The organism is Paenibacillus alba, from assembly GCF_013204855.1.
GTDB classification, from domain to species: Bacteria; Bacillota; Bacilli; order Paenibacillales; family NBRC-103111; genus Paenibacillus_E; species Paenibacillus_E alba.
This window is the reverse complement of sequence record NZ_JABMKZ010000050.1, coordinates 18,869-38,972: the sequence shown is the minus strand read 5'-3', so window position 1 is coordinate 38,972 and position 20,104 is coordinate 18,869. Positions and strand designations below refer to the sequence as shown.

Sequence of the window (20,104 nt, the reverse complement as noted above, 5' to 3'; positions counted from 1 at the left end):
GAACCCTCCGTTCACCATTATGTACACGCGTACATTTTCTCATTTCGAACGTATTTTTGTCAATACCTAACGACTTGAAAGATTTTCGTCAAATTACGACAATTATATTAAGTTTTAATAAAGTCGATCCCAGAAAATTCCTATTATATGTCAAATAAACTAAATTATAATATTGTCTAGACCTTACCTTTCGTTTTATGATAAAGGTGAAAGCTACAACTATGATGTGGGAATGAGTGATCGCAATGAAAGCAGTCTGGCGCCTTCTTCACTTGGCCACAGCAACAACCCTAGGTACTCTGCGGAGCACCCCTAAAGTCACTCGCATCCACCATCGGCTTGAGCTTCAAGACGCGATTCGCAAAACTATGCGACGTCACCATAGAACAACATCCCCCTTGCCTTTGCGTATTTTGTTGCTTCTTGACATTGATCGTTTTCGACAAGTGAATTTCTCCCTTGGCTATACCTATGGAGATCTTCTGCTCCAACAAATCGCAGGCAGACTGCAAACTCTTTCCCCTTGTGATCTTATCGTTCAAACAGGCGATGATGAATTCGGACTTCTGATGCGTGCCGACGGGAAAGATCAGCTTTCCCCCATCATACAACGTGTACAAAACCTCTTTCATATGCCATTTAACGTCATGGAGCAGATGTGCTATATCAACGTCAGCATAGGATCAAGCTTCATTGAATCCTCAGCTTCCATTGAACAAAGCTTGCATCAAGCAGATCAAGCCTTGCTAGCCGCTAAACATACGGGCAAAAACAAACATGTAGCCTACAACTCGCTGAACAAGCTAACGTCCGTTAATCATATCCAGATGGAAACCGAGCTGCGCCAAGCCATTCTAGAGAATGAGCTTATTCTCTACTATCAGCCGCGACTCGAACTCTCAACAGGCAACATCATTTGTTTGGAAGCCTTGGTACGATGGAACCATCCTAGGCTTGGCCTCATTGCGCCAAACGATTTCATCCCGCTTGCCGAAGAAAGCGGCTTGATATTGCCGCTGGGCGAGTGGGTGCTCCGGGAGGCCTGCCTGCAGAAGGTAAGATGGCTCGAAGCTGGCATTTTAAACTATCAGATTGCCGTCAATATCTCGCCCTGCCAGTTCCAGGATGAGCACTTCTCGGACAAGGCTATCCACATCATTGAAAAAACTGGCATTGATCCTTCTTATTTGGAATTCGAAATCACCGAAAGCTCGATCATGCAGAATATGGAGACTACCGTTGCTGTCCTGGACAAGCTTTGCAAGATGGGCATTTCCATCTCCATAGATGACTTCGGTATTGGTTATTCCTCCCTTAATTACTTGAAGCATTTCCCTATTCATTGTTTGAAAATTGACCGCTCCTTCGTCAAAAATATACAGTCTAATAAAGATGACTTGGCCATTACCAATGCGATCATTCACCTTGGACATGCACTGAATGTGCAAGTGGTTGCCGAAGGCGTTGAAGAATTGAGCCAGCTCGCCATCTTGAAAGAAACCACCTGCACGACGATTCAGGGTTATTTATTAAGTCCACCCGTCTCTGTCTTCGACATTGAACAAAGCTTTAACCAATACAACAGACCGGTTATGATTTCTTAACCGGTCTGTTGTAGGCTCTCGCGTAGCGTCTCATTTTGTTGAAAATGCTTTTGTCGCTCAAACGCCGGAAAATATAAGGATCCGGGCTCGTATTTACTTCTAGAATCCATGGATGCAGCTCATGATCCAGTGCGACATCCACACCGATTTCTTTAACCCCTTTATACCGCGAATTAATCGCCTGTGCTACCTGCTGACCGAGCACTTGGAGCTTCTTCACATACCCTTTGCGCTGACTTACGGGCAAATAACTTCGCAGCAGCGTTTCCACCGATTTCAAGGTTCCCCCATTATGGAAATTGGTCACGATTTTGCTCGGATGCGCAACGCGTCCAATGACACCAGTCGTCTCCCAAGCACGCGTCGGCGTCTGCTGAACCATGACGCGCAGATCGAATCGGTTCCCTTTGTGTTTGAGCAGATGAATCCCTTTCTGAGTTAAATAAGGCCGATTTTTCGTCAATTTAATGATGGAAGCATACATCTCATCGAAAGTTTTGAACTTTCTCACCTTCACGCCAGACTGATACGCATACAGCGACTCAACATTATTTTCTTCTTTTTCCTTCTCTTTCCTCGCCACGGCTTCAGTCTGTTCTACACGGATAACGCCGTTTCCAAACATCCCAATATCCGGTTTGATATAAATCATTTTATGCTGAGCAAGCATCTGCTTTAGGGATTCATGCGTCATTCGTTTCGTTGTCGGCACATATTGCCGGAGCGACGCTTTCGCTTCCACTGCCTTCGTTTTCCTCATTTTGCTCATGACGTATCTGGAATAGCGGATTCCACTCGATTTCTTTCCTATCTTTTTCATGTTTCTCCTCCAGCTTCATTCTATAGAAGTCGGCCAATGATTGTGCTGTGGCCTGCCAGCTGAATTGTTCCACGGCATCATTCCGCGCTTGCTTCGCTAAGTCCTCCGCCCATGCTTTCTGTGTGGCGACTGCAACGATGCCCCTTGCGAATGCGCGCGGATCTCGGAACGAGTCAATTAGAACGCCATTATGCTCATGCCGAATCACTTCTTTGATCCCGCCAATGGCTGAGGCAATAACAGGAAGTCCAGAGGCCATCGCTTCTACGTTCACAAGTCCGAATGCCTCATGCTTCTGAGACGGACAGACGAAACAATTCGCAAGGCCATAGATATGATGCATCCTTCGATGCGGGATATTGCCTAAGAATTTCGCAGGCACAGCAAGCCTTTTCGCTTTCTTTTGCAGCGCAGCCTTATAGCCTTTGCCTTGCTGCCCTCCCGCAATTAACAACTTTACCTGAGGAGCTGATTTCCTCGCCATATGGACAGCACGTATCAACTCTGATATCCCTTTGCGCTTAATCAATCTCCCTACGAAAAGAACCTGGAAGCCGCTGCTGACACGATATTTTTTTCTCAAGCGCCTGACGCTCATTGTTGAGTTAGGACAAAATCTAGCTACATCGGTGCCGAGATGAATTTTGTGAAGCTGACGGGTCTGTGTCGGATAAAGTCTTCGCAACTCTTGTTCCAGTGAGCTGCTGTTAGCTATAATCCAATCCACCTTCGCTAATTGCTTCGCGCAGCTGGCAACCCGCGCATAAGGCGGCCTTACATAAGTCAAAGAGTGCATGAAGAGAGAAACCGGTGTATGCGGGAAATGCTTCTTGATGGCAGCCGCATAGCGGGGTCTGTTATCCACTTGAATCCAATCAAACGACTTGCCTTGGATGGCCTTAATCACTTCATTCATATAACGCGTTGATTTCCCTGACGGAACTCTGATAATCGTGAGCTGGCCTTCTCTGCTCACTCTGCTGTACGATGCATGCTGCCGCGATATAACGGTAACCGGGTGGTGCCTGGCGAGCTCGCGAGCAATAGCATTTATGCATATTTCGACGGAACCACCCAGAATGGGGGGTACTGGGATTTGCTCAGGAGCAATAATCAAGAGATGCATCTCTGAGTTCACTTCCTTAAACAGTCGACTTCGTGATTACTTTTACCCGTACCTATTGTATGAAGCAAACTGTCCATTGGCGACCCTAAAATGAAAGAAGAGGCCTTACCCCAGATGGTGATCTGGGGCTAGCCTCATCTTGATTGCTATGTGTTATGGCGCGCTCGTTAAAAACTTGGCCGTCGGGTTCTTCTCAATGGAAGATCTCAGCGCATACTCGCTCTCGAACAAGCCCACGTAGTTGCCTTTTTTGTCTTTCACTAGCTGGGAATTGATGCGGAACTTACCTGGATCGATCTTCTCGTCCACGATCCAACGTGCGAACTGGTAGTTTTGGCGCTGCAAAAGAATATCTACGCCATATTCAGATCGCATCCGATGCTCAAGCACCTCGAATTGCAGCTGCCCTACGACGCCAAGGATCATGTCCTCGAAGCCAAATGTCGTAAACACTTGGATCATTCCCTCTTCAGTCAACTGATCGATCCCTTTGAGGAACTGCTTTTGCTTCAACGCATTTTTGATCGAAACCTTGCTGAACAGCTCCGGCGAGAAGGTCGGCAGCTCATCGAAAACAATCTCTTCCCCTTCGCTTAAGGAATCGCCGATTCTAAAAATGCCGGGATCGAACAATCCGATAATATCGCCAGGGAAAGCTGTTTCTACGATATCTCGATCTTGCGCCAAAAATTGCTGCGGCTGCGCAAGCTTAATATCTTTGCCGATGCGAACATGCTTCACGGACATCCCGCGTTCGAATTTACCGGATACGATACGCAAGAAAGCTACACGGTCACGGTGAGCCGGATTCATGTTCGCTTGAATTTTAAATACATAACCGGAAAACTTCTCTTTGGTTGGCTCAATGACACCTGCTGTGCTGTTGCGCGGTTCCGGCTTGGGAGCAAGCTGCAAGAAATTCTCAAGGAACGTCTGCACACCGAAATTGTTCACTGCGCTTCCGAAAAATACGGGTGTCAGTTCGCCTTTCAGCACTTTCTCCATATCAAAAGGATCGCCAGCTACATCAAGCAATTCGATATCCTGACTTAATTGTTTATGCAAAAATTCACCGGCAATCTGCTTGACTAAAGGATCGTCAACACCATCTACCTTGCGAACTTGAATGTCTTTGTGGTCATCGCCTTGATACAGCTCTAATTGCGATTTGCCGCGGTCATACACACCGCAGAACTGTTTGCCCGAACCAATCGGCCAGTTCATCGGATAAGAACGAATGCCCAGCACTTCCTCGAGCTCTTCCAACAGTTCAAAAGGATCGCGTCCTTCACGGTCCAGCTTATTAATGAACGTGAAGATCGGAATACCGCGCAACCGGCACACCTGGAACAGCTTCTTCGTTTGTGTCTCTACCCCTTTGGCCACGTCGATGAGCATGACGGCGCTATCGGCGGCAGTGAGTGTCCGGTAGGTGTCCTCACTGAAGTCTTGGTGACCTGGTGTATCCAGAATGTTCACACGATGACCTTCGTAGTCGAACTGCATAACGCTGGACGTAACCGAGATTCCACGCTGCTTCTCAATCTCCATCCAGTCCGATGTAGCGTGCTTGCTCGCCTTGCGGCCTTTCACTGTACCAGCTAAGCGAATCGCGCCTCCGAATAAAAGCAGCTTCTCTGTCAGTGTCGTTTTCCCCGCATCCGGGTGAGAAATAATCGCGAACGTGCGTCGCTTGGCGACTTCCGTTTCGAGAAGTTTGGTCAGTTGCGTTGTCATTTGTTAGTTTATTCCCTTCTTCTTTTACATAAATGCTTAACCTTACGCTTGAGCTTTCTGCAAATTGATACTCCAATTCGCTTCTTCAAGGAACGTACGATTGCTGAATTCTCTGCCTCGCACGACGACCTTATCGGCAAACACCTGTACATACATGCCCTGTGCCTTCGTCTTGGCTTCTTGTTGATAAGCGCGGTTTAATGTTCTTCCCACGGAAGCATTGTGGAAAAAATGGAATGTTTCTTGCACATAATGCGGTGTCCCATTCTGGAAATCCTGATGGCGGTGTCCGCAGAAAACGAAAACATTCTTATAAGGCTTCAGAATCTCACGGAATTGGATGGCACGTATTAATTGATGCGATCCCCCATCTGTACCGCTGGGCGGAAGCGGTTGATGCGTCATGACGAACAGCGGCCTTCCCGGCTTGTACAAGCTCTTCACCCGCTCCTTAAACCATGCCAGCTGTTCATCAGAATACCATGCACCTTCACCGACTTCAGGCTTCTCCTGCACATAAGCTTCTTGTGAAAGCAGCAGAATCGAATGCCCTTTGGTCGTAAAGTCATTGTAGACTTGCGAATAGCCAAAATGCTTCTTGAACTGCTCTCTGCTCATGGCATCACTCTTGCCGTTCGGGACAGCCGCTTGATCCCAGTTATTCGCTTTGTTGATCCAGATCGTGTAATAGTCATGATTTCCCATGTTCCCATGAACAGGCGGAAGTTTATATTCACTTACAATGGTACGCAGCTCTTTATAATCTCGTTCCGTACCCGTATCCGTCAAATCGCCGGTTAGCATAATGGCATCCACCGGTCCGTCGAAATGCGTGATATCATCCAACGCTTGCTTCAATTTCTTCCCTGTCGACGGATCACCAACACTAACATGCAGATCGCTTAGAATAAAATAAGACATCAGCGGGCCCGTTGGCAAAGGTTCTGCCGTCGTTTGCGCTACAGCTTGAGCAGGCTCGGGCATTATCGTAGAACCAGCAGCCTGATCTTCCTGCAGAAATGCTTGCTTCACCTTTTGACTAAAAAAGGCACTTAATCCAACCAACGCGGCCCCGATTGCAAGCAGCCATCTGATAAAAGCTCTTCGCGACATAAACGCACCCCAAGTATACTAATAAGATTTACTCCGTAATCGCTATTATACCACAAAAAATCCAACAGGCAGAGTCGCCCTGTTGGATAATATGCTTGTCGTCTTAGGTTAAAACTGTCGTTTTCTGAACAGCAGCCCAATCAACTTCGCCTTCATGCTGACCGTTAATCGGCCACCACTTGAAGCCATCTTGACTTAGCATCTCTGTTGCTTCGACAGGTCCCCATGAACCAGCGGGATAGTGCTTCAAATCGCTGGATTGCTCAGCCCAAGCCGCTGCGATGCGGTCAACATAAGACCAAGCAAGCGCAACCTCATCCCAACGGGTGAAGTACGTCGAATCCCCACGCGTAGCATCATACAACAACCGCTCGTAAGCTTCCGGCGTGTTGATCCCGATCTGGCAGCTTTGGCAGAAATCCATCGCCACAGGCACGATGACACCCTCGGATCCTGGCTGCTTGGCATTCATTTTCAAATAAATGCCTTCCATCGGATTCACACGGAAAACAAGCAAGTTTGGTTCCAAATCATGCTTTTTGGCTAAGTAAACGTTATTCGGGATGTTTTTGAATTCAACAACGACCTCCGTCGTTTTGACCGGCAGCCTTTTCCCTGTACGGATGTAGAAAGGAACGCCTGCCCAACGGAAATTATCCACGTGCACTCTAGCAGCAAAATAAGTTTCCGTCGTCGATTCCGGATTAACCGAATCCTCTTCGCGATACGCCGGAAGATCCTTGCCTCTGCTGGACCCGCCCGCATATTGCCCACGCACCACATTGGCACGTACATCATCACCGGATTCGAATAAGCGCAGGGAACGCAGAACCTTTACCTTCTCATCACGGATATCTTCCGGATGCAGGCGGCTTGGCGGCTCCATAGCCATCATCATGAGCATTTGCAGCATATGGTTCTGCCCCATATCTCGCAGTGCTCCGGAATGATCGTAGTAACCACCGCGCTCTTCAACACCAACGGTCTCACTGAGCGTGATTTGAATATTAGCTATGTATTTATTGTTCCAAAGCGGTTCAAAGAAGGCATTCGCAAAACGTACGAATTCGATATTTTGCACCATTTCTTTGCCCAGGTAATGATCGATACGGTAAATATCCTTTTCCTCAAATACTTGACGCAGTTGAGCATTCAAGCGTTCTGCCGACGGCAAATCGTAGCCGAAAGGCTTCTCAATGACAAGACGGTGCCAACCTTTGGTTTCCAGCAAGCCGCCTTCGCTTAAGTTGTATGAAACGTTGCCAAACAGCTCAGGTGCCAAGGCCAGATAGAACAAGCGGTTGCCGCCTGTTTGATACTTCTCATCCAGCTTGTTCGTGAGTACGTTCAAATCATGGAATCCCGCAACATTGTTAATATCCAAGGACATGTATTCAAAGCGCTGCGCGAAACGATCCCATTCGCCTTCGTCCGTGATTTTGTAACGAGCAAAATCTTCAATCGAATTCTTCACGTCATCACGGAATTGATCGTTCGTCCGTGGTCTGCGGGCCAGACCCACCACAGCAAAATTTTCACCTAATTTGCCTTCACGGTAGAGGCTATAAAAGGCTGGAAACAGCTTTCTTTTGGCCAAATCTCCTGTTGCTCCAAAAATGTAAAATACAGCTCCACTCATCTATTCATCATTCTTTCTCTATTAGGATAAAGTCAATAAGCTTAGCATACCTAAAATAGGCAAGCTATTCAACTTTTCTGAGTATTTTATTAATAACAATTTCTTATATAAAAATAGTCATCTGTCTATACCGATCTCATCGGTACCGAATAGGCTACAGTACATAACAAAACGGAGGTGCCATGATTCACATGCAACCCATTCATCCGATAACGGCAAAGTCCTGCCGCAGCCTTTGCGGGAAACCCGTCCTTATTTATTTGAACGATGGTTCACAAATTTTCGGTGTTCTCAGCCGCCTGGACAAAAACAACTTGATCCTCAACGAAGAAGCCCGTCCCAAGCTCAACTCCACCAAAAAAAGAGGCAAATCCACAGCCAAAACTGTAAAAACAAAGCAGTCCAAAACGGTCTCTTCAAATCCGGCTCTGAATGAGCCTCCGATCGGATATTCGTTCTTCGGTCTCCCCCTTTTCGGCCCTGCACCCGGTCCATTAGGAGCCCTCGAAATTCCGCTTGATCGCGTTGCAGCGATTTTCAGTGAATGAAAACAGGGCTGTCTCTTAAGTAGAACTTCTACTTGAAGAAGACAGCCCACTTTCAAGCTATCTCGCCAATTAGCGGGCGATACGCTTGCTCATCTTGTAGCAGCTAAGTTCAGGAAGATAATCCTTGATCTGATACCCTTTGCTTGCGTAGAAGCCAATCGCCTTGGGGTTGCTTTCATCAACAAAAAGCTCAGCCGTACGGCAGCGCTCGCTTCTGCCATAGTCCTCAGCCATCTTCATCAGATCACTCCCCCAGCCTTTTCCTTGCTCGCGAGCGTCAATAGCCAGCATATCAATGAATAGCGTGTGTGATTTGCGAATAACGGAAATGAAACCGAAAGGCTGTTTCAACCCTTTGGCTAGGACAAATGTTTTGTTATGGTTCAACCGCTTGCGTATGTCCGAAAAAGTTACGGAAGCGCTTGTGTCATATAGTCGGGAAAAGGGTACTAACTGTTCAATAACCAATCGATGGATGGACCGATCGTCAATGGAAGTCAATCGTTTACGAATCATCTGACACCGCCTCCACAAGAAGCAATAATGCTATCTTATGTCGGTTATCGCGCAATTGACTCCGCTGGGTTCAATACTTTCCGAATTGTTCCTGCAAGACAAATTCCAATTTACCCCAGTCACTACGAATGCTATACTATACATAAGCGAAAATGAGGTGTTTTGAATGATCAATGCCTATCTGCCGATCATGGCTGTAAACAGCTATAAAACCCATAAGGACTATTATCGTGTCAGCGCAGTCCGCGGCGTCTCCGGCGGTAATTCAACGACGATAAAGGGCTCTTTGAATATGCCCTACGAAGGACTGCCCTATAAGCAATTCGCCCAAAAAGCAGCTCAAGACGTAGCTGGATTTATTCAGTCTGCTCAGGTTGTTAAACAATCTGCGCAATCCTTGGTCAATACTCGCCTGCCTGCCCTTTCCGCTTTTACAGCATCCTATCTGGAAGAAACAGATAGCGAGACCGTCAAAGAGCCTATACGCCAATTTGTAGATACCTATAATGCCTTTCAACATAGTCTAAGCAACTCACCGGAATACCTGAACCGCTCTCTGCTCAATGGACTGGAACAAGCAGCTAAGCCGTATTCCTTGCAAGAGCTTGGAATTACCCAGCTTGATGACGGGACCTTGGAGCTGAACGAAGAAGAGCTGGAGCAACAGATCAACCATTCAGCAGGCTCCCTTCGCAAAAGTCTCGGCAGCATCACGAGCTTCGCCGCGTCCCTCGCCAACTCGCTTGGACAATTGCAGGAGCTTCCGGCGGAATCCCTCTTCCAGCTGTCCAGCTCCGAGCTTAAGCCTTACGGCCAATATCGCGCTAAGCTTCAAGCGTATTTGCCGGTTCCGATGAGTGGTCTTCTCCTCGATGCCCAGATGTAACAGCGAAAATGCCAAACCAAAAACAGCCCTCGTGATGGTTCATGCTCCTGCATGTTCATCTTGAGGGCTGTTTTGGCATCAGAAAAGCTTTTTGCCTAACACATGATCCAGCGGCACAAATCCAATTACTCGGCTGTCCATACTGTTGTTGCGGTTGTCTCCCATCACGAACACGTGATCCTCGGGCACCGTCCACTGCTTGTTGCCGTTGGCTCTCATAGCTTCGTTGATGTACGGCTCGTCGAGCAGCTGGCCGTTCCGATACATCTTGTCGTCCTTGAGCTCTAATTGATCTCCTGGCTTGCCAATTACACGTTTAATCCAGACATGTTTGTCGTCACCTTTGGTAAACAAGCTGAGCAAGGGGCTGTCGAGCAAATCGTTCTTGAACGTTCGCTTCATATCAACCCTCGAGTCGATAATGACAATATCACCATAATTGGGTTCATAACTAAATGTATGAGAGAGCTTGGATACATACACACGCTGGCTGTCATGAAGCGTTGGGTCCATCGAATGTCCCATCACCTTCGTGGACTGGAACACGAATACACCAAGAAATACGACCAAAATAAACGAAATCGCAATGGAACCAAACCAGCTCCAAATTTGCTTTAATAAATTCATCCCTTATCGCTCCCTTGCAGCTTCGATGCTACTCAGCCAAACCATGTTTGAATGCATAAATAGCGGCTTGAGTACGATCCTCTACACCAAGCTTGGCCAGTACATTCGTGACATGAAACTTAACTGTCTTCACACCGATAAATAAATCATCCGCTAATTCTTGATTCGACTTGCCCTTGGCAATCAACCGCAGCACTTCCATTTCCCGCTCGGTCAAATCCTCATGAGGCTCCGCGACAGGCTTCGGCTGACGAAACCGGTTCATGATCTTCGAAGCCACTTGCGATTCGAGAATGGACTGCCCTTTGGCTGCCGCTCTTATCGCTTGAGCAATCTCGGAAGCGCGGGACGTTTTCAGCAAATAGCTGAAAGCCCCAGCTTCGATCACTGGATACATTTTCTCATCATCCAGGAAGCTCGTCAACACAATGACTTTGCAATCCGGATACAATTGCAGCAGCCTCCTCGTCGTTTCAATACCGTCCATGCCTTCCATGACCAAATCCATGAGGACAACATCAGGCCGGTATTCTTGGGCAAGCCGAATACCATCGTGTCCATTGCTTGCTTCACCGACCACTTCGATGCCATCCTCTGTTCCTAACACGGCGGCAAGGCCGATTCTTACCATTTCATGGTCATCGACAAGCAAAACTTTAATCAAAGTGTCGTCCATTTGCTTCTCCTCTCGTTAAGAAAATAAAGTGTTCATCATTATCTACGTCGTTTCAAGCGCTAATTCTGTAGCCAGGATAGGCACGCGAATTTCAATGCGTGTCCCGCGATCCGGCGCGGTAATGATATCTACGGAACCGCCGATTTCATTCACCCGCTCCTTCATAGAGACAATGCCATAGGAGGTCAGTTTCTTAGCATCCAGTTCAAACCCGATTCCGTCATCACGAATGGCCAGACGAACACCGTCCGGACGATGCAGCAGCTTCACTTCCAGCTTATTCGCCTTGGAATGACGCAAAGCATTCGAGAGCGCCTCCTGCACAATCCGGAATAAATGATCCTCAATCCCTTTATTTAAACGAATTTCTTCGTCCATATCCCACGTAATCGCCATCGGAACCTTAGCCGCGAGCTCCTTGAGCAGCTCTACAAGCCCTTCTGACAGTCGTTTCCCTTCGAGATGAATCGGGCGCAAGTGCAGCAGCAATGCTCTCATCTCCGACTGCGCCACAGAAGCCATCTCCTCAATGAGATGAATTTGCCGCTTCGCTTTCTCGAAGTCCTTGTCCAAGGTTCGCCCAACCGCCGTTGCCGTCATCGAAATGGCGAATAACTGCTGACTTACAGCATCGTGAAGCTCTCGTGCCAAGCGCTGTCTTTCTTCAATAACGGCAGAAAGCTTCGCCTTCTCGGCAAGCTCCGCATTATCATTGGATAAACGCTGCAAGGAAGTGACCTGTTCTTCCCAACGCTTCATAATACGGCCCAGCTGCTCACCCAAGCGACCGATCTCATCTTCTCCGTTCTGGAAGCCATCGCGGGTAAACGTTCCTTTTTCCAACAAAATCATCGTTTCCATCATGGGCTCAAGTCGCCTTGTAATCCGGCTGCTGTTCCAATAGCCATATCCGGCGCCTATGCCAGCTATGACGACAATCGCCATAAAGGTAAATTTAACGCCCTCCTGCCAGCTCGTAAAGGGCACAATCAAGTCACGTGATTGCAAAAAATAAATAATAGCGCCGAATACAACAAAGCTAAAGATGATCGATTCAGCCATACTGCGCCATATCATATTCGTTAACCGTCTTTTATAGCCGTCCAATAGGTGCTGAACCTCCTTGTTATCGTTACAATACTTTGATTTTGATATCTCCTACGATGTAAAAAAGAACAAGTTTCACTCGGTGGTCACAGTGCTCATAATTTGCGGACTGCCAAGTCAGCTTATTCATCACACCGGACTCACGCTCGTTGCCGACCTGAATTTGTCCAAAGGTAACGGAAGATGTAACAGAGATCCCAATATCATCGGGAACCTTAATATCCACATCACCCACTATGCCTTGAAAAATAACCGTCGTTTCCCTCTGCTCCAATATCGCCAGGGAAAGATCAATATAGGTTTCCCCGATAATGTACCAAGTCGAGCTATTTCGCAAAATCCAAGGCTCACGGCCTAGACGAACGCTGTCCATCAGCTTCTGTTTTTGAATGTACGTGTCATCCTTATGAACCTGCTTAGACTTTATGAAAAACAAGCCTAGCGAAATCAAAACAATAGACAACACAATCGTAATATGATCACCAAACAAGATCACGGCTCCGATCCCGATCAACACATAGCCCTTGCGCTCTTTACGTGAACGGACTCGATGAATACCAAGCAAGACGAGGATTATCGCAAGAATGGGGAAAAAGCCTATCGTGTGATCAAGAAGCAAAAAAAGACCGGCTCCAATCAGCACTAATGCTGTATTCCGGCTGCGGTTATTTTTGGTTTCTTCACCCATCGCTGCACCTCCTCTGGCTGCCATTATAATAGTTGATATAGATTCCTAGCATACCATAAGAATGGACGGCCTCCAAGATGAAAATCCTTAATCCGCAAGGCTTTTTCGTGAATCTTGGAGGATGGTCATCGACTATGATCCGTGCACGCCGTAAGCTTGGCAACGGCGTTAGACAGGAACACGCGGCCTACTTCTTGCCGCGCGGGTCTTGCTCATCGCTGGAGCGCTGGTGCTGCTGCCAATCCTGCTGGAGCTTGCCGCGCAGCGTGCGCAGCTCCTGCTGAAGGTTGCCGCCGGCTTCCTTCAGCGTCTCTTTCGACAGGCGGCCCGCTTCGCGGAGCCCCTGCAGCGCTTCCCGGCCAAGCTCGCGGCCGGTGACTTCCAGCTCGCGCCATGTGTCGCGAGCGTCCTTCGGGGGCAGCTCGCTTTCCGGCTGCCCGCCTGTGGCTGCGTGCCCTGCACGCAGCTCGCGCAGTTCCTCAGCGAGCGCCAGGCACAAGTCCTGGCTGCTCGCGTACTGCGCGCGGTAGTGCTGGGCAGCGCCTTCCTCGCGCAGCTTCTCTTGCAGTGCCATGCGCGCGAGATCTTCTTCGCCAGCGCGCATCGCCAGCTCCGCTTGCTCGCCGCGCAGCTGCGCCATCTCCTCGGCGTCTACGCTCTGCCGCCGCAGCTCTATCGTTCGCTGGAGCGCATCCTGGTAACGCTGCTCCAGCGCTTCAATTGCTTCATTACTTGAACCGTTGCCCCCACGTTCATGCAGATCAAGCTTGCAGGCTGTTTCCTGCCAAGCCGTTTCCGCCATTTTACCTATCCGATTCAATATGCTCATTATGCCACACCCCCAGTGTTCCTATTGATTAAAATTCGTGGTTAGACGAAACTTGTTGTCGCTTTAGCAAGCGAATGCCATATACGAACATCCAGACAGCGAAGGCAAGTACCAGTAATCCGGATAATTTAATCGTCAGAATCAAAGCACCTAGTCCGAAGATCAACCATCCAACCTTCCTGCCATAGCTGATGCCCACATAGCCTAACCCAACCATCGAAATAGGGATTAGCCACCCCATAAAGTGACCAAATTGATGTAAACAAATGAGAAAACCTGCTGCTATCATTAGCAAAGCCAATCCTTTCGATCGATCCAACCTCATCTTGCCAACCGCCCTTCACGTGTTCTTCATGTCTCTATCTTAGCTGAAACATCTTCCCGTCAAAACGGACTCGCGACTGTTTTGTTCCTAGACCTAAGTCCAGTATAACAATCAGACCATCCATATTTTGGTCGTTGTTCCGCGTGGATGATCAATGTTAAACTATCTGAAGCCGAGTCCGGTGCACAGACAAAGTGCCGGTACGGGGGACGATTTACTTGGGGTGAATATTTGCTCTTGAAGGAGAGCAGACTAGGGAGAACCTTCTTCCCGAACCCGTCAACTAACCTCGAAGGCTCAAATGAAGGAGGCTCACCAATTGAATATGCTTACAAAAGGGTTAACTAGCCTTGCTGTGTCCTTGACAGTCTTGGCAGGAGGCTTTCTTTCCCCATTTTCTGCACATGCGGCCGAGATGGATGTGAAAGTGCAAGTCAATGACGACCTGATTCAATTCCCGGATGCACAGCCGTATCTGGATGACAATCATGCTACACAAGTGCCCGTTCGTTTCGTTACCGAGAAGCTGGGGTATGACGTTCAATGGCAAAAAGAAGGCGACCAAGTCAAAGTCACGCTGAATAACGACAAACACACAATCACCTTGGTTTCCGGGCAAAAAGAAGCTGAAATCGATAATAACCGAGTCACGATGGACACACATGCTGAATTCCAAGATGGCCGTGTTTATGTGCCGCTTCGTTTTCTAAGCAATGCATCTGATATCCCCGTACAGTGGGATCCGAGCAGTAAATTAGCGATATTGAGCAAAGACGGCAATCATCATGCACCTGATTATGAATTATTTCAATCTACGGTCTATTCTGCAGATCCGGCAGAGAATGGCGGTTACGCTGCACTCGACTTTATGGGCAATCCTCTATCCATTGGAACAGTAGCGGTTGATCCTTCTGTGATACCACTTGGGTCTAAGCTCTATATAGAAGGTTATACGTTTAATGGTCTTCCAGCAGGCGGTATGTATGCTTACGCAACCGATACAGGCGGATCTGTCAAAGGAAAGCATCTGGATATCTTTGTGCCAGGTTCTCAACAAACATTAAAAAAATTCGGAATCCAAACCATTAAAGTATTTAAATTAGCTGAATAAAATGAAACCAATACAAACTGGATTTTTGAGAACTTTCTCTCAAAATCCGGCTTTTTTTATTTTCCCACTTGAAATCCTTATAATTCCTAGTATAATACTCGGTATAAGGTTTATACAAAGGAGCTGTTCAAGATGATTACTTACAAACACCCCATCGCCCAAACCTGGATTAACGATCATCTTGATCTATACAATTATGCTCTAGCACTTGGAGATACGGAATGGCAGCAACAAATCCTGCAAACACTGCAGCAATTCGAACATCATCTGACACGTCATTTTGAATTTCAATTGTGGCAAATGTTTGATTCCATCAACCGAAATATGCTGAAGCTGTTTCAACAATTGAAAGATCACAAGCAGAACTCCACGGAAGAAGAGCAATTAAGAGAAAAAGTATGGGAGCTCAAGCTGCAACGACTTGAAATTGTGAAATTGATTAAAGCTAACAAGGCTTAGGGGTTTGTATTAGAATGTTCGGACGGGATAAAAAATAGAAGTTGAGTATGGCATACAGAGGACTGTTTTGCCATGAAGGCATTGAAGAGGTCAGCTCCACTGGCATGGTTAGCTGGTTCGTTGTGAATGGCATGCAGATGACTGCTCTGCCGTCTGGTTTTCATAAGAATTTGGGAGATTCTTATGCCAATCGTCTTACATGGCTGTTTGTTTCATTTCACGCATCATATTCATCATCATTGTCATCATTTCATCGCACTCTTGCATGTTCATCATCATGCTGTCCATGTCCATGCTTTCCATCATGTTCATGTCTTTCATTGTGTTCATCATCATTTTCATAGACTTCATACGGCTCATCATGTCGTCCATACACATGTTCATCATCATTTGCATACACATTTTTTCCATTTTACTTCCTCCTCTAATTTTACTCTTCTAAAAAATACTATACTTCCCTCAATTAATCAATCTTTTTCTTGCATTTACCCTGATTTTCATGATATATTATAAAATTATTCCCTAAATACCTATTAATCTTATCGGTTTTTAACTAGAAACACATACACATTAAAATCAAACAAAAAGCCGTAAGCGAGTCGTACTCGTTTGCGGCTTTTTTGTCTATTGAATCGGATATATAAGAACAGCTTCTCCTCGTACAAAACCTTGGCCTCCGGCAGGCAGATAGATCAAACAATCCGCATCTTTAATGGAGACCATTATGCTCGATTTATCAATACCGGAAGGCCTAACTCTCAAGCAGCCATCCTTGACAAGCGTTGTCCCTCTTACATAACGCGGGTAAGCTGAGCCTTTAGCATAATCAACATCCAAAAAAGCCGATATTGCCGCAGAGCAAGGCGCCTTGCAGCCAGACATAGCCTTAATCATAGGCTTGGCAAACAGCTCGAATCCGACGAAAGAGGCGCCAGGATTCCCAGATAAGGCCAGCAGCAGCCGATTGTTCCATATAGCTCCACTCGTTGGCGTACCTGGCCGCATAGCAACTTTGTTAAACAGCAGCTTGCCTTCAAAACGACCAAAGACATCGACAAGCACATCATAATCCCCAACGGAAACGCCGCCGGAGGTCAATACCAAATCTACTTGACCAAGTGCTTCCCGCAAGGCCGTTTCTACTTGAAGGGGATCATCGGAAAGAGCCTGCATAATAACAGCAGATCCGCCAGCTGCTTCTACTTGAGCAGCCAGCATATAGCTGTTGCTGTTGCGAATACGTCCTGGCTGCAGCGCTTCGTCGACGTTCAGTAATTCTGATCCTGTTGAGAAAATAGCGACCCTCGGCTTCCGATAGATCGGTACCTCCGCATGGCCGAATGTAGCCAATATCGCGGCTTCCCCAGGGCCAATCAGTGTCCCATTCTCCAGCAACAACTCGCCTTGAGCAACTTCACCGGCTATCGGGGTAATATTGCTGCCGGCTTGAACATTTTTTTTGATGCGAACAGAACTCGCATTCCTGCCTTCATCCTGCAGCAAGTCCGTCATCTCCAGCATCACGACGGTATCCGCGCCATCTGGAACAGGAGCGCCTGTCATAATCCGGGCGGCTAGTCCTACTTGGACGTTCCACTGGGGAACCGTACCACTGGGAATACGCTCAATCACGCGCAGCATGACGGGCTGCTCCGGCGAAGCCTGCGCGATATCCTCAGCGCAAACCGCATAGCCATCAACACCCGACCTGCGAAAATGAGGTACAGGATGATCCGCATAAATGTCTACAGCCAGCCTTCTGCCGAAGGCAGAAGCTAGGGAAACAGACTCTGCTTCCATGTGATTAACATACTCATAAAGCAGGCTTCGAGCTTCCTCAACAGAAATCACGTTTCGCCCGAATCTAAGTTTCGTATCGCTGTTCACTAACGTCTGTTCCTCCTAGCCTATCGTTATCCGCCAATCTGTGACATTCTGCGAAGCGTCGGTGTGTGCGACTGTTCCTCATTCATCAGCGCTTGCGCCATCTCATGATTTTGCGGTTTGATATCCAGCGCGCGGAAGAATAAATCTTCCACAGCCTCATTATTGCCAATATATTTACGTACATTGAATTCATCTGACCAGTAAAGACATGGCTTCACGTTGCCATCAGCCGTGATCCGCAGACGATTGCAGGTCTCGCAGAAATGATCGCTAATCGGATGGATCAGCCCAAATGATCCAAGTGCCCCGTCAATACGATAATTCTGAGCAGGACCATTCCCATAAACCGCGTCGGAAGCTGTCGCATTCCAACCTTTTTCTTTACAGCGATCCAGCACCGTAGTCAGAGATAGATAGCGGGCTTTCCAGTTCTCATCCTGATGACCAATCGGCATATATTCAATAAATCGCACCTGAATGGGACGATCAATCGTCATTTGCAAGAAATCCTCAATCTCATCATCGTTGATGCCTTTCATCAAGACGACATTCAGCTTAATTGGCGTAATGCCCACACGGTATGCTTCTTCAATGCTAGCCAGGACACGACGAATATCACCGCCTCTGGTTATCAAAGAGAACCGATCCGCTTTAAGAGAATCCAAGCTAATATTTACACGGGTTAACCCTGCTGCACGCAGCTTTTCCGCTCGTGAAGCAAAGTAAATCCCATTCGTTGTCAATGCAATATCTTCAATCCCGGGAATCTGCGCAAGCATTCCGATCAGCTGCTCCAAGTTTTTACGTACAAGAGGCTCGCCACCGGTTAATCTCAGTTTGCGCACGCCAAGTCCTGCGAGCACTCGGACAACCTCGGCAATCTCCTCAAAGGTCATCAGCTTTTCATCAGGTTCAAATTCCATTCCCTCTTCAGGCATGCAATAGACACATCGTAAATTACAGCGATCAGTTACAGAAATACGCAAGTAATCATGCATGCGTCCAAAGCGATCCATTAACTGCTTCGGCATCGGAGGTCACCTTCTCTCTCCAACCATTATGGCATATTTTCTTACAAAATCCTAGATTTCATAGTTTATGATAGATTAACTAACATCTCTTCGTAGTCATCGGGTGTATTCACATTCGTTGCGAAATGAGTAGATATCTCATGCTTTTCAAAAAAGTCTTTCTCTACAGACTGCCAGTCAATATGATCCAACAAGCCCATTAACCGATACTCCTCTTGCTTCAGCAGCAATTCCGCTTCTGAACCAATTAGTTTTGTATAGACACCATGAAGCGGATGAATTCTTCCTTCTAAGCTAGGTATAACAGCATCCCTGTTCGCTTCTTGGCACAACTCTCCCATGACCCAAGCAGCCTTGGCTGAAATAAACGGCATATCACACCCGACGACCCACAGCAGCGGCTCCCTCGCTTCCAGCGAAGCTGCATGCATGCCGCTCAGCGGTCCTTTTTGTACATAATGATCTCTGATGCACTGGACGTTCAAACCGGATACACCTAAGATATGAGGATGCAAGATCTCCGGTTCATTCGATACAACAATGATTTCCTTGCAGATCTTCGACATTTCCTTCAGCTGCCTAACGAGCAAAGGCTCCCCTTGCACAGGTAAAAGCGCCTTCGGCTTTCCTCCCATACGTCGGTTGAGCCCTCCTGCTAGAATCACTCCTGTTATCATGCTTGAAGCTCCACTAGCCGCTTCAAAAAAGATTTTTTCCAACTTGCTGACAAAGCTTGTGTTTGCGCGACACGAAGGATCGCCTCAGCATTCGTTTTATCATGGTACTTCACTTGATTGGCATAGGCAACAGTAATTCCCGCTTCATCCTTAGAGATCAATTTCAGCTTAGAATCTTTAGAAAAGCTGCCTTCTTGCAGCACTCTAAAATAATATCCGGTATACCCGGTTTCTTGCATTTGCAAAGCAGCATTTCCCAAATCAAGACGCTTAGCCAGCTTGAAGCATGGCTGACGGGGCTGCGTGATTTGAACGATAACTTCTCCGATCGCATACGTATTACCGATACAAACTTCCGTTTCAACCAGACCACGCACCGTTAGATTTTCACCAAACGTACCCGCTTCCAGCGTTTGACCCAGCACCTGCTCCCAGAATGCGTAGTGCTCCACCGGGTAGACACAAAGCGCTTTGTCCGGTCCACCATGGACTTCCAAATCCGCTTGCCCATCCCCTTCCAATTGTTCCTTGGATACAAACAAAGATGAGCTGACCGGAGTTTTGTATATCCCCGTAACCAGCTCTTTTCCTTGATATACAATTGATTGAGGTAAGCCAACGTTCACAGATACGATTTCCATCACGATTTCCTCATTTCCAAGCAAGTTTCTTAGCTTTACTATACCAAAAACCACTTG

The 20,104-nt window shown here is 47.3% G+C and carries 22 protein-coding genes and 1 riboswitch; of the genes, 5 read left to right on the top strand and 17 right to left on the bottom strand.

Annotated features, from left to right (window positions below):
* Positions 1 to 245 precede the first annotated feature (245 nt).
* On the top strand, positions 246 to 1,604 hold the full coding sequence (locus HQN90_RS34470; protein WP_173227391.1) for a putative bifunctional diguanylate cyclase/phosphodiesterase: 1,359 nt from the start codon (positions 246 to 248) through the stop codon (positions 1,602 to 1,604).
* Here HQN90_RS34470 and HQN90_RS34465 read toward each other — a convergent pair.
* The 5 genes from HQN90_RS34465 to zwf form a co-directional block, all read right to left on the bottom strand.
* Complete coding sequence (locus HQN90_RS34465; protein WP_173227362.1) at positions 1,591 to 2,346, bottom strand: YheC/YheD family protein; 756 nt, start codon at positions 2,344 to 2,346, stop codon at positions 1,591 to 1,593. The genes HQN90_RS34470 and HQN90_RS34465 overlap by 14 nt on opposite strands.
* Complete coding sequence (locus HQN90_RS34460) at positions 2,288 to 3,550, bottom strand: glycosyltransferase family 4 protein (RefSeq protein WP_173227390.1); 1,263 nt, start codon at positions 3,548 to 3,550, stop codon at positions 2,288 to 2,290. Before HQN90_RS34460 ends, HQN90_RS34465 begins: the two co-directional genes overlap by 59 nt.
* A 153-nt stretch (positions 3,551 to 3,703) precedes the next feature.
* Positions 3,704 to 5,287, bottom strand: coding sequence for a peptide chain release factor 3 (locus tag HQN90_RS34455; RefSeq protein ID WP_173227389.1), 1,584 nt, complete (start codon positions 5,285 to 5,287; stop codon positions 3,704 to 3,706).
* 42 nt (positions 5,288 to 5,329) lie between these two features.
* Positions 5,330 to 6,400: a metallophosphoesterase family protein gene (locus HQN90_RS34450; protein ID WP_173227388.1), complete on the bottom strand. Its 1,071-nt coding sequence runs from the start codon at positions 6,398 to 6,400 to the stop codon at positions 5,330 to 5,332.
* A 103-nt stretch (positions 6,401 to 6,503) separates the two neighbouring features.
* On the bottom strand, positions 6,504 to 8,039 hold the full coding sequence (gene zwf, locus HQN90_RS34445) for a glucose-6-phosphate dehydrogenase (RefSeq protein ID WP_173227387.1): 1,536 nt from the start codon (positions 8,037 to 8,039) through the stop codon (positions 6,504 to 6,506).
* Positions 8,040 to 8,221: 182 nt separating this feature from the next.
* On the opposite strand from zwf, the gene HQN90_RS34440 reads away from it, so the two are divergent.
* Positions 8,222 to 8,587 carry an LSm family protein gene (locus tag HQN90_RS34440; RefSeq protein WP_173227386.1) on the top strand — a complete coding sequence of 122 codons (366 nt, stop codon included), beginning with the start codon at positions 8,222 to 8,224 and terminating at the stop codon, positions 8,585 to 8,587.
* 69 nt (positions 8,588 to 8,656) lie between these two features.
* On the opposite strand, the gene HQN90_RS34435 is transcribed toward HQN90_RS34440, so the two are convergent.
* Positions 8,657 to 9,103 (bottom strand): GNAT family N-acetyltransferase, encoded by a 447-nt coding sequence (locus HQN90_RS34435; protein WP_173227385.1) that lies wholly within the window; start codon positions 9,101 to 9,103, stop codon positions 8,657 to 8,659.
* A gap of 166 nt (positions 9,104 to 9,269) precedes the next feature.
* Between HQN90_RS34435 and HQN90_RS34430 the strand changes: the two genes are divergently transcribed.
* Positions 9,270 to 9,989 (top strand): flagellar filament capping protein FliD, encoded by a 720-nt coding sequence (locus tag HQN90_RS34430; protein ID WP_173227384.1) that lies wholly within the window; start codon positions 9,270 to 9,272, stop codon positions 9,987 to 9,989.
* Positions 9,990 to 10,067: 78 nt separating this feature from the next.
* Here the strand turns inward: HQN90_RS34430 and lepB are convergent, their stop codons facing one another.
* The 6 genes from lepB to HQN90_RS34400 form a co-directional block, all read right to left on the bottom strand.
* Positions 10,068 to 10,616 (bottom strand): signal peptidase I, encoded by a 549-nt coding sequence (lepB, locus tag HQN90_RS34425; protein ID WP_173227383.1) that lies wholly within the window; start codon positions 10,614 to 10,616, stop codon positions 10,068 to 10,070.
* A gap of 28 nt (positions 10,617 to 10,644) precedes the next feature.
* The gene (locus tag HQN90_RS34420) at positions 10,645 to 11,292 is read right to left on the bottom strand and encodes a response regulator transcription factor (RefSeq protein WP_216855547.1); all 648 of its coding nucleotides are present in this window, start codon (positions 11,290 to 11,292) and stop codon (positions 10,645 to 10,647) included.
* 42 nt (positions 11,293 to 11,334) lie between these two features.
* Entirely contained in the window at positions 11,335 to 12,399 is a 1,065-nt protein-coding gene (locus HQN90_RS34415) for a sensor histidine kinase (protein WP_173227382.1), read from the bottom strand.
* 25 nt (positions 12,400 to 12,424) lie between these two features.
* A complete protein-coding gene (gene liaF, locus HQN90_RS34410; protein WP_173227381.1) occupies positions 12,425 to 13,087 on the bottom strand; it encodes a cell wall-active antibiotics response protein LiaF in 663 nt (220 codons plus the stop codon).
* Positions 13,088 to 13,274: 187 nt separating this feature from the next.
* Positions 13,275 to 13,916 carry a PspA/IM30 family protein gene (locus HQN90_RS34405; RefSeq protein WP_173227380.1) on the bottom strand — a complete coding sequence of 214 codons (642 nt, stop codon included), beginning with the start codon at positions 13,914 to 13,916 and terminating at the stop codon, positions 13,275 to 13,277.
* Between the two features lie 28 nt (positions 13,917 to 13,944).
* The gene (locus HQN90_RS34400) at positions 13,945 to 14,241 is read right to left on the bottom strand and encodes a hypothetical protein (protein WP_173227379.1); all 297 of its coding nucleotides are present in this window, start codon (positions 14,239 to 14,241) and stop codon (positions 13,945 to 13,947) included.
* Between the two features lie 160 nt (positions 14,242 to 14,401).
* A riboswitch (cyclic di-AMP (ydaO/yuaA leader) is annotated at positions 14,402 to 14,554 on the top strand.
* 12 nt (positions 14,555 to 14,566) lie between these two features.
* Here HQN90_RS34400 and HQN90_RS39125 point away from each other — a divergent pair.
* Together HQN90_RS39125 and HQN90_RS34390 are read left to right on the top strand one after the other, a co-directional pair.
* The gene (locus HQN90_RS39125) at positions 14,567 to 15,352 is read left to right on the top strand and encodes a stalk domain-containing protein (RefSeq protein ID WP_246362975.1); all 786 of its coding nucleotides are present in this window, start codon (positions 14,567 to 14,569) and stop codon (positions 15,350 to 15,352) included.
* 132 nt (positions 15,353 to 15,484) lie between these two features.
* Complete coding sequence (locus HQN90_RS34390) at positions 15,485 to 15,811, top strand: hypothetical protein (RefSeq protein WP_173227378.1); 327 nt, start codon at positions 15,485 to 15,487, stop codon at positions 15,809 to 15,811.
* Between the two features lie 195 nt (positions 15,812 to 16,006).
* Here the strand turns inward: HQN90_RS34390 and HQN90_RS34385 are convergent, their stop codons facing one another.
* The 5 genes from HQN90_RS34385 to HQN90_RS34365 all read right to left on the bottom strand — a co-directional run bounded on the left by HQN90_RS34385 (position 16,007) and on the right by HQN90_RS34365 (position 20,047).
* Positions 16,007 to 16,222: a hypothetical protein gene (locus HQN90_RS34385; protein ID WP_079414371.1), complete on the bottom strand. Its 216-nt coding sequence runs from the start codon at positions 16,220 to 16,222 to the stop codon at positions 16,007 to 16,009.
* A 213-nt stretch (positions 16,223 to 16,435) separates the two neighbouring features.
* Positions 16,436 to 17,698, bottom strand: coding sequence for a molybdopterin molybdotransferase MoeA (locus HQN90_RS34380; protein ID WP_338042424.1), 1,263 nt, complete (start codon positions 17,696 to 17,698; stop codon positions 16,436 to 16,438).
* 26 nt (positions 17,699 to 17,724) lie between these two features.
* Positions 17,725 to 18,729: a GTP 3',8-cyclase MoaA gene (gene moaA / locus HQN90_RS34375; protein WP_173227377.1), complete on the bottom strand. Its 1,005-nt coding sequence runs from the start codon at positions 18,727 to 18,729 to the stop codon at positions 17,725 to 17,727.
* A gap of 65 nt (positions 18,730 to 18,794) precedes the next feature.
* Positions 18,795 to 19,406 (bottom strand): molybdenum cofactor guanylyltransferase, encoded by a 612-nt coding sequence (gene mobA, locus HQN90_RS34370; protein WP_173227376.1) that lies wholly within the window; start codon positions 19,404 to 19,406, stop codon positions 18,795 to 18,797.
* Positions 19,403 to 20,047: an MOSC domain-containing protein gene (locus HQN90_RS34365; protein ID WP_173227375.1), complete on the bottom strand. Its 645-nt coding sequence runs from the start codon at positions 20,045 to 20,047 to the stop codon at positions 19,403 to 19,405. The genes mobA and HQN90_RS34365 overlap by 4 nt, the downstream gene beginning before the upstream one ends.
* Positions 20,048 to 20,104: the final 57 nt, after the last annotated feature.